The organism is Nocardioides sp. 616, assembly GCF_002930065.1.
Taxonomy (GTDB): domain Bacteria; phylum Actinomycetota; class Actinomycetes; order Propionibacteriales; family Nocardioidaceae; genus Nocardioides; species Nocardioides houyundeii.
Genome location: NZ_POAG01000020.1, coordinates 158598 through 174206 on the forward strand (window position 1 = coordinate 158598; position 15609 = coordinate 174206).

Sequence of the window (15609 nt, forward strand, 5' to 3'; positions counted from 1 at the left end):
TGGCCTTGACGTTGTACTGGGCGAGGGCGACCTTGCCCTCGGGGTCGACGACGACGGTGGAGCGGATGACGCCCTGGACGACCTTGCCGTAGAGCTTCTTCTCGCCGAAGGCGCCGTACTCGGTCAGGGTCTGCTTCTCCGGGTCCGAGAGCAGGGTGATCGTGAGGCCGTCGCGCTCGCGGAACTTCGCCAGCTTCTCCGGCTTGTCCGGCGAGATGCCCACGACCTCGTAGCCGGCCGCCTGCAGGGAGTCCAGGGAGTCGGTGAAGTCGCAGGCCTGCTTGGTGCAGCCCGGCGTCATCGCCGCGGGGTAGAAGTACACGATCACCGTGCGGCCGCGCAGGTCCGCCAGCGAGACCTGCTCACCGGTGTCGGAGGTCAGGGTGAAGTCGGGGGCGGTGTCACCGGGGGAGAGGCGCGGGCTCAACGGGGCTCCTTGTTGCGAATAGGTCGCAATAACGTAGGGTGGACGGCATGCATGTTCCCGACGGATTCCTCGACGCCCCCACGTCGGTGGCCACCGGCGTCGTGGCCGCTGGTGGGGTGGCGATCGCTCTCAGGGGCGCCCGCCGCGAACTCGACGACCGTACCGCCCCCATGGCCGGACTCGTCGCGGCCTTCGTCTTCGCGGCCCAGATGATCAACTTCCCCGTCGGTGCCGGGACCAGCGGCCACCTGATGGGTGGCGCTCTGGCCGCCGTGCTGGTGGGTCCGTGGACCGCGGTGCTCTGCCTGAGCGTGGTGCTGCTGGTGCAGGGCCTGCTGATGGCCGACGGCGGTATCACCGCTCTGGGCACCAACATCACCCTGATCGGACTGGTCACCGTCGTGGTCGGCTGGTTCGTCTTCGTCGCGCTGCGCCGGGTGCTGCCCAAGCGCCCCGCGCTGGTCGCACCCGCCGCCGCGGTGGCCGCGTTCCTCAGCGTCCCGGTGGCGGCGGCGGTCTTCACCCTGCTCTTCGTCATCGGCGGCACCGCGCCCGTGGAGGGCGCGACGGTGCTGAAGGCGATGGTGGGCTGGCACGTCGTGATCGGCATCGGCGAGGCGGTGATCACCGGCCTGGTCGTCGGCAGTGTCGTGGCGGTCCGGCCCGACCTGGTGTACGGCGCTCGCCCGCTGGTCGCCGGCCGCACCCTGGAGATCCGGAACGCGGAGGCGCGCTCATGAGCCGCCGGTCCTTCTACGTCCTCTCCCTGCTGGTCGCGCTCCTGGTCGCCGGGTTCGCCAGCTACTACGCCAGCGCCCACCCCGACGGCCTGGAGTACGTCGCGGAGCAGACCGGCTTCCTGGACACCGTCGAGGAGGAGCACGCCGCCTCGGACAGTCCGCTCGCGGACTACCAGACCACCGGGATCGACAACGAGCGCCTCTCCGGCGGCATCGCCGGGGTGGCCGGCGTGCTGCTGGTCCTGGTGGTCTCCGGCGGTCTCTTCCTCGCGCTGCGCCGCCGCGGCGACGAGCCCCAGCACACCGATTCCCAGCACATCGAGCCCCAGCACACCGAGCCGAGCTGAGCGCGGTGGGCGCCGGGCACGGCCACCTGCTGCACTACCACGGCCACAGCGTGGTGCACCGGGCTCCGGGGCACGTCAAGGTCGTGGCGCTGGTGGCCTTCATGCTGCTGGTGGTCGCCACCCCCCGGGAGTGGCTCTGGGCCTTCGGTCTCGAGGCCGCGGTGCTGCTGGGCGTGGTGGCGCTGTCCCGGGTCCCGGCTGGCTACCTCGCGAAGCGGATGGTGGTCGAGGTGCCGTTCGCGGTCTTCGCGCTGATGGTGCCCTTCGTCGCGACCGGGCCGCGCACCGAGCTGCTGGGGCTCAGCGTCTCCGAGACCGGCCTGGTCGCCGCCTGGGGGCTGTTGGTCAAGGGCACCCTGGGCGTGCTCGCTTCGCTCACCCTGGCTGCCACCACGGAGCCCGAGGAGCTGCTGCGCGGCCTGACCCGGCTGCGGATGCCCGACCTGATCGTGCAGATCATGGGGTTCATGATCCGCTACCTCAGCGTGGTCATCGGTGAGCTGGGACGGATGATGACCTCGATGCGCTCCCGCGGCGCGGACCCGCGGTGGCCGCGGCACTGGCCGATGCTGGCGCGCTCCCTGGGAGCGCTGTTCATCCGGTCCTACGAGCGCGGTGAGCGGGTCCACCTCGCGATGCTCTCGCGCGGGTACGACGGCAGGCTGCCGCGATGAGCGCCCCCGTCCTGGACGTGCAGGGACTCGCCTACGCCTACCCCGACGGCCACCAGGCGCTCTTCGGGGTCGACCTGCACGTGCACTCCGGCGAGCGGGTGGCGCTGCTGGGCCCCAACGGGGCGGGCAAGACCACCCTGGTGCTGCACCTCAACGGCATCCTCACCGCGGGGGCGGGCCGCGTCGCGGTCAGCGGCCTGGAGGTCGCCAAGCCGCACCTCGCCGAGATCCGGCGGCGGGTCGGCATCGTGTTCCAGGACCCTGACGACCAGCTGTTCCTGGGCAGCGTGCGCGCTGACGTGGAGTTCGGGCTGCGCAACATGGGGGTCCGCGGGCCCGCCCTGGACACCCGGGTGATGGCAGCCCTGGACCAGGTCGGGATGGCCGACTTCGCCGACCGACCACCGCACCACCTCTCCTTCGGCCAGCGTCGCCGGGTCGCCCTGGCGACCGTGCTGGTGATGGAGCCGGAGATCCTGGTGCTCGACGAGCCGAGCTCCAACCTCGACCCGGCGAGCCGCCGAGAGCTGGCCGACATCCTGCGCTCGCTGGAGGTGACGGTGCTGATGGTCACCCACGACCTGCCTTATGCCCTGGAGCTGTGCCCGCGGTCGGTGGTGCTCAGCGACGGCGTGGTGGTCGCCGACGGGTCGACGTACGACGTGCTGACCGACGACGAGCTGATGGCTGCCCACCGGCTGGAGCTCCCGTTCGGCTTCGACCCCCGCACCATTGGTAGCCTTCCCAGGTGACCAACGACGCCTCCTCGCTCGAGCGCGAGATCGAGATGACCCGGGACCGCTTGGCCGGCACCATCGACCAGCTGCTCTACCGGGCACACCCCAAGACCATCGTCAACCGCGAGGTCACCTCCATCAAGGCGCATTACGTCGACCTCGACACTGGTGCGCCCCGCACGGACAACATCCTCAAGACGGTCGCCGGCATCGCCGGGTTCGTGCTGGTCTTCGCGGTGATCCGCAAGATCGCCCGTGACTGAGGGGTTCGACGTCAAGGCTCCCATCAAGATGCTCCACGACCGGCTGCTGGTGGAGCAGGACAGTGAGGCGGGGGAGCGTCGTTCCTCCGGCGGCATCGTCATCCCGGCGACCGCGGCCATGGGTGCGCGGCGGCTCGCGTGGGCGCGGGTGGTCGCCGTCGGTCCCCAGGTGCGTGCGGTGGAGCCGGGTGACCGGGTGCTCTACGACCCCGAGGACAAGGCCGAGGTCGAGGTCAGCGGCGAGGTGTACGTCGTGATGCGTGAGCGCGACGTGCACGCGGTGGCGGCGGAGCGGCTGCAGGCGGAGGCCACCGGCCTCTACCTCTGAGCGCCGTCCCGCATCGCGCGGTAGACGGCCCGGGTCGAGACGGCGGTGCGCAGCTCGTCGGTGACGTCGGTGAAGAACTGGCGCCGGTAGGCCTCGTCGGTGACGGCGTACACGGCGAAGTAGAGGCCGGAGAACGCGGCGAGGAACACCGCGACCCGGACCAGCTCCCAGGAGATCGCGCCGAGCGCGGGCGTGGGGTCGGTGCCCACCCAGTTGGTCACGACCTCGTCGGGGATGGCGACGATCCCGAAGCCGATGAAGAAGACGAAGACCGCCACGCTCAGCAGCAGCACCTGGATGGCCTGCGCGGCCAGCAGCACCAGGATGAGGTTGGCTCGTTCCAGCCGCGACGGTGACGCCACGTCCGTGCCGATGCCGACTCCGCGGGACCAGGCGGCGAACGGGGTGCCGGCGCAGGCCTCCTCGATGCGGGAGGGGTCGAGCTCGGCGGTGAAGGCGTCGAGCTCCTCGGGCAGCCGGGAGGCCAGGAAGCCCACGGCCGCCGCGGCGAAGCCCAGCACCGCGGTCCACATGACTCCTCCGGAGAGCCGGGCCGCGACCTCCCAGACCTCGGCGTTGATGAAGAGGAAGGTGATGAAGAGCATCAGCATCGGCAGGGCCCGCGCTACCAGCGGAATCATCAGCTCCAGCGAGGAGAGCGTCTTGCGGACCGCCCACCGCAGCCAGAGCCGGACCTGCAGCGTGGCCAGGGCATAGAGGCCGAGGACGAATCCCGCCGACGTCAGCGCCGCGGCCGCCCCGGTGTAGCGATCGGAGACCAGCGCGCCGATGGTGAACGCCGTACCGGCCACCAGGACCGAGGCCGCCAGGACGGCCCGCAGCCGCCCGCGGCCCAGACCGTGCGAGACCCGGGCGCGGACGTCGTCGACGAAGTAGGGGAGCCCGTGGCCGAGGAACCATTGCTCGGCGGTGGTCATGTGGGTGGGCGTCGGTGTCGTGCTCATCGTCGAGCAGTCTTCCTCACAGGGGCAGGTGGACGCTGAACGTGGTGCCGGAGTCCACCTCGGACTCGACCTCGATGTGCCCGCCGTGGCTCTCCACGATGGCCCGCACGATCGAGAGCCCCAGTCCGGTGCCCTGGATCTGGCGTTCCTGCGCCAGGCTGGTGCGGAAGAACTGGGAGAACAGCTTGCCGAGGTCCTCGGCGGGGATGCCGTGTCCGGTGTCGGAGACGCTGAGCACGGCACGTGAGTCGACCTGGCGCAGCCCGACGGTGACCTGCCCGGGCTGGGGGGTGAACTTCACGGCGTTGGACATCAGGTTGAGCATCACTCGCTCGAGCTTCTCGCCGTCGCCCCGGACGACGACCGGCCGGTCGCCAAGGTCCATCTCCAGGCTCAGACCGGCAGCCTGCACTCGGGGCGCGATGATCCGTTCCGCGCTCCGGATCATCGCGGCCAGGTCCACCGGCGTGGTGGAGAGCTCCATGTCCACGGAGCGGAGCCGCGACAGCGTCAGCAGGTCGTCGATGAGGGAGAGCAGCCGTCGGCCGTTCTCGCCGATCCGCTCCATCGCGCCGTTCTGCAGAGGAGTGAGCTGGCCGTAGTCCCCGTCGTCGAGCAGCTCGGTGTAGCCGATGATGTTGGTGATCGGAGTGCGGAGCTCGTGGCTGACGTTGGAGACGAACGCGTCCTTGACCCGGTCGACCTCGCGGAGCTCCTCCAGGGCCGAGCGTTCGGCCTCCAGCTCCTCGACCACGACGCTGAGCTTGCTGTCGGCGACGGCGTCGGCCCGCGCCAGGGCCTGCTTGCGGCTGTCGACCCGGGCCCTGGTGCTGCTCAGGCTCAGCGCCACCACGGCGATCGAGCAGGTGATGAGGAAGAGCTGGACGAAGGCGATCTCCAGGTCCGGCGGCAGGTTGGTGCGGTGGCCGGTCTCGGAGAACGGCCCCATCCCGTGCGCGGTGAACGTCATGGCGATCAGGCGCACCACGATCAGCTGGAGCAGGGTCTCGAGCAGCGCGAACCGGAGTCCGGCCCAGCCCATGACGGCGAGCACGAGGTAGGCGAAGGACGGTGTGTAGATGGCCCCGAAGACCACGACCGTCACGGTCAGCACCAGGATCCACTGCACCCAGCGCTCGAGGTTGCCCGCGAGGCTCGGGACCCTGAGGCGGTCCATCGCCAGCGGCAGCCACAGCAGCAGGGACGCCGCCTCGTTGAGCAGGGAGCCGCCGGTGAGCGAGCGCAGGTCCTCCACGTCGGTGACGGACCCGGCGACGAACGTGGCCAGACCCACGACCAGCGCGCCGGCGACGGCGGCCACGATGATCCTCAGCAGGTCGCTCTCCGACCTCAGCTTGAGGGGACCGGCGTGGGCGCGGAGGATGGCGAGTGCCAGGACAGCGGCGACGACGGCACCCAGGGAGTAGGCGATCGACTCGACCACCGACTGGCCCGTCCACCACAGGGTGAGCCCGGTGACAAGGGCAGCGAACGGGGCGACCCACCGCAGCTGGGCCGGCCTGACCTGGAGCAGGACCACGGCGAGCAGGCCCAGGGGATAGGCGCCGAATCCTTCGGCGGCCTCCGGAGCACGCACGTCAGCGCCTAGCCCGAGGGCGGTGCAGAGGGTCAGCAGGAGCAGCGCCCTGGTCATCCCGGACTTGGGCACGCTGCTCCCCTCGACGTCATACCACGTCGGCGCGCCCCCCAGCGCTGCATGGTTGACGACATAAGACCACGTACAGAGACACCTGGGGGGTGAGAATCGCGGAAATGCTGAGGACGGGGCGTTCGGCCGGACGACCTCGCGGCCGCGCGCGGCGGCCCGGTTGGGGTGCGCGCGGCACAATTGAGGCATAACCCGGCGGGGCGCCGGGCCGGACCTTTAGGCTCGCGGAGCCTGAGTTGCCCCTCCCCGGCGACGTCCGAACACGCAGCCTCTGGAGGCCAGCATGTCCTCGCGCAGCCCGCTCCGCCGTACCACCTCGGTCTCCGTCGCGGCCCTGACCGTGGGCCTGGCCGTGACGCTGGCGACCGCGCCGGCCCAGGGTCAAGCGTTCAACGGGTCGCGGGGCAACGACACGATCAGCGGGACCAACAAGCCCGACCGGATCAGCTCGTTGGGTGGCAAGGACAGGATCAAGGGCAAGGGCGGCAGGGACGTCGTCAAGGGCGGCACCGGCAACGACACCGTCTACGGCGGGGGCGGCAACGACCAGCTCTGGGGCCAGGACGACCGCGACTCCCTGTCCGGCGAGGCCGGCAACGACCTGCTGATGGGCGGGAACGGCGATGACGCGCTCGACGGCGGCTCCGGCAAGGACGCCGTCGTGGGCGGCCCCGGCAACGACGCGCTCGCCGGCGCTGCCGGCCGGGACACGCTCAAGGGCCAGGGCGGGGTCGACGTGCTCCGCGGCGGAGCGGGCAACGACAGCCTGATCGCCGCCGAGGGCGCGGACACTGTGTACGGCGACGGCGGCAACGACACCGTCTCCGGTGGCGACGACAACGACCTCGTCTACGGCGGCGACGGCAACGACTCCCTCGGCGGGGACACCGGCGACGACGCCATCTACGGCGAGCTCGGCGACGACTTCCTCGCCGGTGCCAGCGGCAACGACACGCTGTACGGCGCGGAGGGCTCGGACCGGATCAACGGCGGCGACGGCGACGACTACATCGAGGGCGGGGCCGGCGACGACGGCGTCCCCCCGGTCGCCGGGTCGGTGCAGGCTGGGTTCGACAACGGCACCGACGGCAAGCCCGAGCTCAACGGCGGGCCGGGCAACGACACCATCCTGGGCGGGGAGGGGCGCGACAAGCTGCTCGGCCTGGGCGGTGACGACGTGCTCGACGCCGGACCCGGCGACGACTACGCGATGAACGCCGGTGACGGCAACGACGTCCTCATCGACGGCGACGGCGACGACCCGCTGGTCAAGGGCGACCCGGGCGACGACACGTTCTTCGTCGGCGCCGGCAAGGACAAGATCTTCGGCGAGCAGGGCAACGACACCGTCTACCTCTACGACGACGGGGAGCGCGACGAGATCCTCTGCGACGACGTCGACGACCGCGGCACCAGCGCCGAGGGGCAGAGCGACAAGGTCATCTACGTGGGCCGGATCGACCCGCTCGACAAGCTGAAGGCCGACTACGGCCCGGGCACGTGCGAGTCGATCACCGTGATCGACTACCTGCCCCAGGGTTGGCCCTACGGGCCGGTGCCGGGTCTTGCGCCGGGGCGGACCGCGGGCTGGCTCCGCTGAGTTAGGTGCTGGTCCTCGCCTCAGGGTCTCGCAGGTAGGTCCCGTCCTGGCGACGCTTCAGACGAGCCCTCCAGCGCAGAGGGTTCGGCATCCGCTTGGGCGAATGGGGCCTTCGGAACGTTCTCGGTGCGGTCGTGCTCAGGAGTGGTCGTGACCTCGGGTCTGACGTTTCAACGCGATGCTCACTGAACTGCGTCAGGGCCTTCTTGCCAAGCGCGTCCACGGCCCACGGCTTGTCGATGGTCCCGATGGACTCGCCGTCCTCGTTGAGGACGTTGCCAGTGCCGCCCTCAGGTCTGCTACCTGGGATGGGTGCCGGCCCGAAAAGGATGGTGCGTGGCCCGGAAAGTAAAAGTTCTCACAGGCCACAGTTTTTCTGCCAGGTCCGGGGTGAAATGGCCTCCCGGCACAGCCGCCGGGAGTTCTGGGAGGACACCAAAAGATGTCGATGCTTGCCTCGCGCCGTGCAGTGATCGCCGGAGCGAGTGTCGCGGTCGGTGTCAGTGCGATAGGGCCGATCCCGACGGCGTTCGCGGCCGACTACATGGCTGGCAGCTGGCCCGCCACGCCGCTCCTTCCCGAGCTGGACCGCCACCTCATCTCCAGGTTCTCCTACGCCGTGACGCCGGAGCTCGCGCAGCAGGTGAGTGCTGCAGGGGGTGCTCGAGCGTGGTTCGACCAGCAGCTGGCGACGGCGTACGACGGCTCGGCTGACAACCTCGCCGACTGGTGGCCGCACCTGCACCTGCGACCCACCGCGGTCTGGAAGCTGCAGATGGCGGGCACCCGCGCGGGCTACCGCGTCATGTACGACTACGGCCGTCGGCTCCTGGTACGGCGACTGATCTCGCCGAAGCCGGTCCTAGAGGTGATGCAGGAGTTCTGGGAGAACTACCTCAACGTCTCGGTCAACGGCGACTCCCAGTTCACCTGGCGGGCGCGGTACGGCGACGTCATCCGCAAGCACGCCCTCGGGCGGTTCGACCAGATGCTGCAGGAGGCGATCACCCATCCCGCCATGCTCATCTACCTCGACGGCGCCAACTCGACCAAGGACCACCCCAGCGAGAACCTCGCCCGCGAGCTGCTGGAGCTGCACACCGTTGGGGTGGGCGCGTTCCGGGAGCGCGACGTCAAGGCCGCCGCTCGACTCCTCACCGGCTATCGCATCGCCGACCGTGACGACTGGACCTATTCCTACGACCGCAGCGTCCACGCCACCGGCAAGGTGCGCGTCCTCGGCTTCAAGAGCGCCAACAAGCGCAGGGACGGGCGCCCTGCCACCCGCAAGTTGCTGCGGTACCTGGCCCGCCACCCCAAGACGGCACGTCGCATCGCGCACCGTCTCGCGGTGACGTTCGTGGGCGACAACCCGTCCCCCGCCCTGGTGGACCGCCTGGCGAAGGTCTACCGGGCCAACGGAACCGCGATCAAGCCGGTGCTTCAGGCGCTGGTCGACTCGCCCGAGTTCGCGGCTGCCGGGGGGCTGAAGGTCCGTGACCCCAGCCAGGATGTCGTGGCCACGTTCGCCGTCCTGGGGGCACAGCTGGGTCGTCCCGAGCAGGACGACATCTCCGGCGCCAGCCTCATTGTCCACATGGCCGAGACCGTCGGACTGGCTCCGATGGCCTGGCCGCTGCCGGACGGATCACCGCAAGCCAGCAGCCCCTGGACGTCACCGGCCCGCATGATGGCTTCCTTCGACATGCACTGGCGGATGGCGACGCGGTCCCAGCCCAATCGCAACATCACCTACCGCATGCCCGAGCAGTGGCTCCCAGCCCCGTCCATCGCACTGCGAGACCTGGTCGACCACATGTCGCGGGTCATCCACCACCGACCCTCGACCGCGACGCTGCTCCAAGCGTGCTGCGAAGCCGTCGAGATGGACCCAGGAGAGATCATCACCGCCTCGCATCCGCTGGTCACCTTCTTCATGCCCCGTCTGCTCGTGGTCTTCCTCGACCACCCTGCCCACCTCACCCGATGAGCACGCCCTCGACCGCAGCGTGCTGCGACCTCACGTCGTCCGGGATGACGCGTCGCGGCCTCTTCCGCGCCGCCGCCGTCACCGGCGGGGTGCTGACCTTCGGGTCCGCGGTGGTCGCGACGGCGTCTGCCGAGCCCGGTGTGCCAGCCGCCTCGGTCATCGTCGTCCTGTCCCTGCGCGGTGCGGCGGACGGGCTCTCCCTCGTGGTGCCGCACGGTGACAAGACCTATTACAAGGCGAGGCCCACCATCGCGGTGCCCCGCGGGTCCCTGCTGGCCAAGGACAACACCTTCGGCCTGCACCCGGCGCTCCACCCGCTCCTGCCGATGTGGCAGTCGGGCAAGCTCGCCGCGGTCCACGCGACCGGGATGCGAATCCCCAACCGGTCCCACTTCGCCGCCATGGAGGCGGTGGAGGACGCCGATCCGGGCTCTGCAGCACGCGTCGGATGGCTCAACCGACTCGTCGGTGAGATCCCCGGCGGTTCCCCGGCGCGGGGTCTGAGCGTCGGCACCGCCAGCATGCCGACCTCCCTCTACGGACCGCAGCCGGTCATGGCGGTCACCGACCTCAGCAAGATCCAGGTGTCCGGCGCCGATTCCACCGGGGATCCCCGTGGCACCCGCCGGCGGGCGTTGGGCACCGTCTGGGGAGCCGACGGCACCGAGCTCGGCACCGGTGCGCGCTCCGCGCTGGCGGCGAGCACCGACCTGCTGCCGAGCCTGCAGCAGCCGGACACCAGCACGGCGTACCCGACATCGGACCTTGGTCAGGCGCTGGCGGGGGTCTCCCGGGTCCTGAAGGCCAACACGGGCACCTCGCTCGTCACGGTCGACCAGGGCGACTGGGACCACCACACCGGCGTCGGCTCGATCACCTACGGGCGGATGCTCAACAACAGCTCCGACCTCGGCGCCTCGATAGCCGCGTTCTTCGCCGACCTGGGGCCGCTCGCTGACAAGGTCACCCTGGTCACGATGAGCGAGTTCGGCCGCCGGGTCGTCGAGAACGCCCAGAAGGGCCTCGACCACGGCTGGGGCAACGTGATGTTCCTGGCCGGAGCGGGCGTCAAGGGCGGTCGCTACTACGGCAAGTGGCCAGGCCTGAAGAATTCGCTCGACGCCGACCTCGAGGTCACGACCGACTACCGCAGTGTCCTGGCCGAGGTCGTGGCGTCCCGCACCGGAGCCTCGATCGCCACGGTGTTCCCCGGACTCAAGCGCGAGCACGTCGGGGTCATGCGAGGCCAGTAGCCACAACGTTCGGAAACGTCATCGGCGAGTGGTAGCGGCGTCCCTGACTTGCTGTGCGCCCCGCCGACGGCGATGGAGCTGCTCGGTCGGGGGCAGAGACGATCGCGTTGCAGTCCGGCCCCGGAGACGGTGAAGCCGGAACCGTGGCTGGTGGACGAGGCCGAGAAACACAAAACCGCAGGTCACGTGGTGTGACCTGCGGTTTTGCTGGATGTACGCCATCAGGGACTTGAACCCCGAACCCGCTGATTAAGAGCCTCGGCATGACTGTGCAGACGAGGAAAGGACGCGTCCGCCTAAGCGTGACGAGGCACTGTTCGGCAATCACCACGTGCGACTCGGTGCAGCCCCGTTGCCGTCAGAGTTGCAGTCAAGAAGGGTTATCCCACTATCAGCAGTCCCTACTTCTGTGCGACTTGAAAGGCATCTCATCGCAGCCTGCGCCACCCAAATATCAACTAGGTGTCGGGGTTAGCGGATTCGCCCGTGCGAATTCATCCGTGATGATGAGCGCACCGAAGTCTGCACGTGCGCGCTGGCGGAGGTCGGGATGAGGGAACTCTCGCCGACGAACAGGCAATGGGACGGGACTACTGAACCAAGCCTCCAGATCAGGATCCGTGACTATCCAGCGGTCGTCCGCGACCTTGTCCACGCGCCACCCAGAGAGGTCATGAGCTCGTGCCAAATGTTGGCCTGTGAGGAGCTGAATCCCGAACGCGTCGGGGACGAAGGAGGACCAGAGGTGGCGGTTCTGCCTCCAAAGGCCGGAGGTCTCAGAACTCTCGTCTGTGCCGGGGAAGGCAATGTGCACTGCTCCGTACTCCGCCTCAGATGCGAAGTGGATCAACAGCTTCGCCATCTTTTGGGCGATGGCGACGGGGCCGGACTCCTTATCAAGGTCAACCCACGAGGTCTCCGCAAAGGCCTGGAAGCCAACCGATCGACGCATCTCCCCATCCCTTCGCGTAGACGCGAGGCGCAGCCCGCTCAACGGTCTGACAAGCAGGGGTCGAATGATGTCCGGGGCGTCGTCGGTGACCACGGGCACCCGTGCGAGGCCCCCGACGTGCGCCACAGTGCCTGGTGGCGTGAGGACCCAGTTCGCGGCGAAGGACATCAGCCGCTCAGTGACAGACTCGGGGACGCCCCATCGTGGCTCCGGCACCCCCCAATCGTTGAACGGCCCGGCAGCGAGGGGACGTTCCAATTGATGGGCCAATGTTGCGATGGGAAACGGCATCTCGCAGGCGGGGTCGAACCACGGGTCAATCGCAGGCACGGAGATCGACCCGGCGTGCCCTATCGAACTGAGCTCAGAGGCCAACTCGCGCGTGCGCTCAGCCCAGTCCACACAGTCCAACAACCACACGTACGCACCACCGGTGGTTGGCTGCACATCCCACCTTTCGTCACTGGTTTGGAGTCGATGGATGGCTGCACGGACCTCGCCGGCCGGGCGGGCCACGCCCTTCAATTGGATCCATAGATCGACTCCGTCAGCGCCCTGCTGCAGGCGTTGCGCAACTCGCGCCTCGATCTTGTAGTTCTCAACAGTGACCGTCATGAGTGCATCCTCGCGGGAGGCGCAGCGGTTTCGCAACGGACCGCAACGGACCGCGACGACGGGCACGACTCCGATTCAGTGACCGGTCTAGATGTCCTCTTTCCGGTAGTCAAGCGGTGCCCTAGTCTGCGTCCGCGTCTGCCGTTCGGGAGGGCGTTCGCTACGCAGGGGGAATCGAATGCCACGACGTCTGACGATGGTTCCAGTCGCTACGCTCTTCATTCTGGTTGGGCTGGTTCCGCTACCTATCGCCCAAGGCACGCCGACGCAAGTGCAAGCGTGTTCGTCAAACACGATGAATAGCTCGCCCCAGAGGCAAGCCAATGCGTGTATCAACGGAATTCCTGTGTCCTCGACTCGGGGTTTCGTGTCGCCGTCTTGCGTGATCGACCCCAAGGCAACCGACCGTCGGAATCCTAAGTATAAGCCCGGCGAGTGCAAGGCAGGCGGAATCCAAGCGGAGGCAATCGCACAAGCTCGACTCATCGCGCGACTCAACGAGGAGGGAGTCTTCGGCAGCAGTGTCTCTGGGCGCACGGGCATTACTCCAAACGTGCAATGGGAGCCCATCTTCTCGAACGTAAGTGGAGTCTCATACGAACCTTCAAGGCAGCCTCCAGCCACGTTGCATCCCGATTTAGTTTTGTATGATGCTTATGCCGAGCGTAACAGTCGGATGTTGATCGCCGAGTTGAAGTTAGAGGTACGGGCGGGGGGCGAAGGTCCTGCAAAAGCTGCTTTGCAGGCGGCAGCTTATAGGGATCTGCTCGCCAGCATGGGAAAGTCTGCTGAACTGCTGGACTTAAATGCCGAGATGGCGGTCGGCGGCGCGCCTGGTTACACCGACGAGTTCCGGGTTGAGCTCCAGTCCTGCGGCAGACCAACTATCAACTACGAGGTTTGGTATCAATATGCTGTGACGGCGACTCAGCCAGGCGTCGTGATGGTAGACGGAGATTACGAATCCGAGCCTTGTGGCTCAAGGCCGCCAGGGCCACCGCCTGAGGACGTCGATGACGAGGTAGAGATTCCCATCGATGTCGAACAACCTGAGTGGACTGACTGCATGGTCAATGCGGCAGGAGTGGCGGTCGACGCGGCCGAATGGTTGACGGAGAAATCGCGGGACCTCAGCTACTCACTTCTAGCACCGGGCTCATTGCGGATCGCGACCTCTACGCGCCCGCCAACGCCGGCAGAACTGGCCGCTGCCAGAGCAGCCACGATCGGTGTAGGTCCTGGTGCGTTCTTCATGGCGAGTGCTGTGGCCGGCGGCATGGCACTTGGTGTCGCTACCTCGTGCGCCATTGATCCTAACGTCTTTGGCGACCCACACCTGGTCACTCTCGATGATCGAGCCTATGACCTGCAGACGGTTGGCGAGTTCCACCTCGTTGAGGACCCGGCAACCGGGCTCGACGTGCAGGCGCGGTTTGTCCCTGTTGGGTCGTCCGTTTCCGTGACCGAAGCAGTTGCAGTTGCAGTTGCAGGACAACGTGTTGAGCTTCGTTCGAATGGACAAGTCTTGGTCGATGGTGATGTGGACGTCGCGGCGGAGGACGGTGTCACCACCCTCGCTGACGGGTCGCTGCTCGTCCGATCTGGATCAGAACGGCTATTGGCCCTGAAACGTCCAAGTGCCCTGGTCAGGTTTCAATCTGGGACGATCAGTATTTCCATGGACGAGGGAGTCCGCACGAGAGGATTGCTGGGAAATAATGACGGAAATCCACACAACGACCTTGTAACCGCGTCAGGCGAACAGCTTCCTGCGGATGTGCCAGCACGAGTCCTGTATGGGCGATATGCCGATTCGTGGCGGGTAGGATCGGACGAATCGAATTTCTCATATCTGCACGGGCAGGGTACGGAAACGTTCACGGATCGGAGCTTTCCGCAAGACGTCAAGACATTGGCGGACTACTCGACTGCGGAATTGAATGCCGCAAGCAAGATTTGTAGAGAGGGTCATGTATCCGAGGGTCCCGCTTTCGAGGACTGCGTGTACGACTTGGTGTCGACCGGAGATGACCGGTATGTCAGCGTTGCGGCGTCTGTCGGGGCCGTAGTTGATCCAGCCGGTTCAAAATTCACCAATGAAGGAGTTCTTTCTGAGTCGTTCGATGGAACCATTGGGTCCGCGTTCGCTGCTAAGCGTTACGTTCAGGACCCGTCTCTTTCTACGCTGGCGGCCCCGATTTTTGATGCCGAGCCCTATTCGTTCGCGGTGGTCGCTGTTCCCCGCCACGATTCCGCTCTAGTCGGTATGGATATCCTGACCTTCGGGCCAACTGAGTCTGACGGAGAGCCTCAGGGGGCGTTGATTCAAATTGATAACATGCACCCAGTTCGCGTTGTACTGGAGGGGACGCAGCCCGCAATAGATTCCCCGGGTGGCACGGTGCAATTTATTCGTAATGGAACGCTGTCCTCCGGCACGGACTACCGCATTTATCGGGTGGAACTGCCCGCGGCGCACGCCTCCCAAAGCCTCACAGCCAAGTTGAAGCCTTTTGGTTTCCGGGGTGTTACCGACACTTCTTTGGGCGTTGACAACATTCGGGTAGAATTGAACGCTCTCCCTGCTGAGGATTTCGCAACTCAAATCCCGTTCAATATCGCGCCAGATGTCCCCTCGGCAGGGGCGGGCAGGCTCGAAACGCCGGGGAGTCAGGACACCTACTCGTTTGAGCTCACGCACGCGCAAGCCGTCCGCGGGCTGCTGATCGAATCCGCCTGCGCCAGTGCGAGCGATTTCAGGCTTCGGGAAATGGAACGGGGCACCGTGCTTCAGCCGAGCGGTGGCACGTGTGCCAGCACTCGCTATCTAGACCTGAAGGCGGGGGGGTATCAGCTCGAGGTAGCTAGTTTTGGCAGACCGGGTCCGTACTCAGCGAAGGTACTGCTAGTACCGCTAGCCGAAGCTTTTGACTTCCAGGTCGGGCAGAAGGTGGAGCCGGGCAAGATTGCTGACGTTGCTGTGGCTGGGGCCGGGAACCTGGAGACGACTGCGTCGAAGGACGTGTATCGGTTCACGGTGCCCGCGGAT

14 protein-coding genes are annotated in these 15609 nt (G+C 67.3%); 10 read left to right on the top strand and 4 right to left on the bottom strand.

All coding sequences use genetic code 11. The features are described 5' to 3' along the window. Positions 1-427, bottom strand: a 427-nt coding sequence (gene bcp / locus C5H89_RS14450) for a thioredoxin-dependent thiol peroxidase (protein ID WP_104107679.1), incomplete at its 3' end; no start/stop codon positions are given. 47 nt (positions 428-474) lie between these two features. On the opposite strand from bcp, the gene C5H89_RS14455 reads away from it, so the two are divergent. The 6 genes from C5H89_RS14455 to C5H89_RS14475 are packed head-to-tail and all read left to right on the top strand — an operon-like array spanning position 475 to position 3516. After that, entirely contained in the window at positions 475-1167 is a 693-nt protein-coding gene (locus tag C5H89_RS14455; RefSeq protein WP_205305042.1) for an energy-coupling factor ABC transporter permease, read from the top strand. Next, on the top strand, positions 1164-1514 hold the full coding sequence (locus C5H89_RS19150) for a PDGLE domain-containing protein (RefSeq protein ID WP_205305043.1): 351 nt from the start codon (positions 1164-1166) through the stop codon (positions 1512-1514). Before C5H89_RS14455 ends, C5H89_RS19150 begins: the two co-directional genes overlap by 4 nt. Positions 1515-1519: 5 nt before the next feature. Continuing rightward, entirely contained in the window at positions 1520-2188 is a 669-nt protein-coding gene (gene cbiQ, locus C5H89_RS14460; protein ID WP_104107680.1) for a cobalt ECF transporter T component CbiQ, read from the top strand. Next, positions 2185-2940: an ABC transporter ATP-binding protein gene (locus tag C5H89_RS14465; protein ID WP_104107681.1), complete on the top strand. Its 756-nt coding sequence runs from the start codon at positions 2185-2187 to the stop codon at positions 2938-2940. The genes cbiQ and C5H89_RS14465 overlap by 4 nt, the downstream gene beginning before the upstream one ends. Continuing rightward, positions 2937-3188, top strand: a complete 252-nt coding sequence (locus tag C5H89_RS14470; protein WP_240181883.1) for a DUF3618 domain-containing protein — start codon at positions 2937-2939, stop codon at positions 3186-3188. Before C5H89_RS14465 ends, C5H89_RS14470 begins: the two co-directional genes overlap by 4 nt. A 28-nt stretch (positions 3189-3216) precedes the next feature. After that, positions 3217-3516 carry a co-chaperone GroES gene (locus tag C5H89_RS14475; protein ID WP_104107713.1) on the top strand — a complete coding sequence of 100 codons (300 nt, stop codon included), beginning with the start codon at positions 3217-3219 and terminating at the stop codon, positions 3514-3516. On the opposite strand, the gene C5H89_RS14480 is transcribed toward C5H89_RS14475, so the two are convergent. Together C5H89_RS14480 and C5H89_RS14485 are read right to left on the bottom strand one after the other, a co-directional pair. After that, entirely contained in the window at positions 3507-4481 is a 975-nt protein-coding gene (locus C5H89_RS14480; protein ID WP_162799388.1) for a hypothetical protein, read from the bottom strand. The genes C5H89_RS14475 and C5H89_RS14480 overlap by 10 nt on opposite strands. A gap of 16 nt (positions 4482-4497) precedes the next feature. Continuing rightward, complete coding sequence (locus C5H89_RS14485) at positions 4498-6150, bottom strand: ATP-binding protein (RefSeq protein ID WP_162799389.1); 1653 nt, start codon at positions 6148-6150, stop codon at positions 4498-4500. Between the two features lie 283 nt (positions 6151-6433). Between C5H89_RS14485 and C5H89_RS14490 the strand changes: the two genes are divergently transcribed. The 3 genes from C5H89_RS14490 (at position 6434) to C5H89_RS14500 (ending at position 10993) form a co-directional block, all read left to right on the top strand. Then, positions 6434-7750 (top strand): calcium-binding protein, encoded by a 1317-nt coding sequence (locus tag C5H89_RS14490; RefSeq protein ID WP_104107684.1) that lies wholly within the window; start codon positions 6434-6436, stop codon positions 7748-7750. A gap of 442 nt (positions 7751-8192) precedes the next feature. After that, positions 8193-9740: a DUF1800 domain-containing protein gene (locus C5H89_RS14495; protein ID WP_104107685.1), complete on the top strand. Its 1548-nt coding sequence runs from the start codon at positions 8193-8195 to the stop codon at positions 9738-9740. Continuing rightward, a complete protein-coding gene (locus C5H89_RS14500; protein ID WP_104107686.1) occupies positions 9737-10993 on the top strand; it encodes a DUF1501 domain-containing protein in 1257 nt (418 codons plus the stop codon). The genes C5H89_RS14495 and C5H89_RS14500 overlap by 4 nt, the downstream gene beginning before the upstream one ends. A 454-nt stretch (positions 10994-11447) precedes the next feature. Here the strand turns inward: C5H89_RS14500 and C5H89_RS14505 are convergent, their stop codons facing one another. Next, positions 11448-12560 carry a hypothetical protein gene (locus C5H89_RS14505; protein WP_104107687.1) on the bottom strand — a complete coding sequence of 371 codons (1113 nt, stop codon included), beginning with the start codon at positions 12558-12560 and terminating at the stop codon, positions 11448-11450. 382 nt (positions 12561-12942) lie between these two features. Between C5H89_RS14505 and C5H89_RS14510 the strand changes: the two genes are divergently transcribed. After that, positions 12943-15609 (top strand): VWD domain-containing protein (locus C5H89_RS14510; RefSeq protein ID WP_205305044.1); only part of this gene is annotated, 2667 nt, incomplete at its 3' end.

Excerpts from the sequence above, each read along its gene's own strand:
- C5H89_RS14495 (WP_104107685.1), top strand. The coding sequence starts at position 8,193 with ATGTCGATGCTTGCCTCGCGCCGTGCAGTGATCGCCGGAGCGAGTGTC.
- C5H89_RS14455 (WP_205305042.1), top strand. The coding sequence starts at position 475 with ATGCATGTTCCCGACGGATTCCTCGACGCCCCCACGTCGGTGGCCACC.
- C5H89_RS14505 (WP_104107687.1), bottom strand. The coding sequence starts at position 12,560 with ATGACGGTCACTGTTGAGAACTACAAGATCGAGGCGCGAGTTGCGCAA.
- C5H89_RS14465 (WP_104107681.1), top strand. The coding sequence starts at position 2,185 with ATGAGCGCCCCCGTCCTGGACGTGCAGGGACTCGCCTACGCCTACCCC.
- C5H89_RS19150 (WP_205305043.1), top strand. The coding sequence starts at position 1,164 with ATGAGCCGCCGGTCCTTCTACGTCCTCTCCCTGCTGGTCGCGCTCCTG.
- C5H89_RS14500 (WP_104107686.1), top strand. The coding sequence starts at position 9,737 with ATGAGCACGCCCTCGACCGCAGCGTGCTGCGACCTCACGTCGTCCGGG.
- C5H89_RS14490 (WP_104107684.1), top strand. The coding sequence starts at position 6,434 with ATGTCCTCGCGCAGCCCGCTCCGCCGTACCACCTCGGTCTCCGTCGCG.
- C5H89_RS14480 (WP_162799388.1), bottom strand. The coding sequence starts at position 4,481 with ATGAGCACGACACCGACGCCCACCCACATGACCACCGCCGAGCAATGG.
- C5H89_RS14475 (WP_104107713.1), top strand. The coding sequence starts at position 3,217 with ATGCTCCACGACCGGCTGCTGGTGGAGCAGGACAGTGAGGCGGGGGAG.